Source organism: Allobosea sp. P4_C6 (assembly GCF_056402015.1).
The window spans coordinates 1-613 of record NZ_JBFUIF010000334.1; the positions used below are offsets into that span (position 1 = coordinate 1).

Annotated in this window: 1 protein-coding gene; it reads right to left on the bottom strand. The window is 61.0% G+C overall.

The genetic code is table 11. The features are described from left to right. Positions 1-365: 365 nt before the first annotated feature. Positions 366-613, bottom strand: a 248-nt coding sequence (locus AC1DVA_RS28985) for a hypothetical protein (RefSeq protein WP_476808217.1), incomplete at its 5' end; no start/stop codon positions are given.

A 613-nucleotide genomic window follows, 5' to 3' on the forward strand; every position in this document is an offset into this window, starting at 1 on the left:
CGATGTGGCTGTCCACGGCCGTTAGGTTAGAATCGTCCGTATGCTGTCGATCCCCTCTCGAAGGCGCGTATGTCGCCATCGTCGCGATCAGCGTGGAGAGGATTGCCCTGCTTCAAATGCGTTGCTGCTATGTCCGCTGCTTGCTATTTCCGGCCAAAGGGTTGCTCATCTCAGACAGCCGCGGGGAGTTCGGCGACCTTGCTCAGCGACCTGGTTCCCTGCCGACGACCCGTGCGGGCATCACGCGCCTGGCTGTCGCACGCCCCCCCCCCGGAGCGCGACGACAATCTCCATGGCTATGTCGCGACAGGCGGCGGCGTCCGATGATCTTCTTATCAGTGCTAAACCCACGCTTTTCTGCGACCTCACCGATTGCTGAACCAAGCTTTGATGCGACGGAACAGGCCACCGATCATCAGGAGCGGGAGCAAGAGCAATGCTCCGCCTTTCTTGGCAAGGACAGCAAGACCCACTCCACCGACTGCAGCAGCGGTCTTGCCGTACTTGACGCCAAGCACACTCGCGACCACCCCAAGTCCGCCATACGCCGCGACCTTGTCGACCCCCGGCTTGTAAGCGAAGTAGGACTTCTCTGGATCGGGCGTGTAGGAAG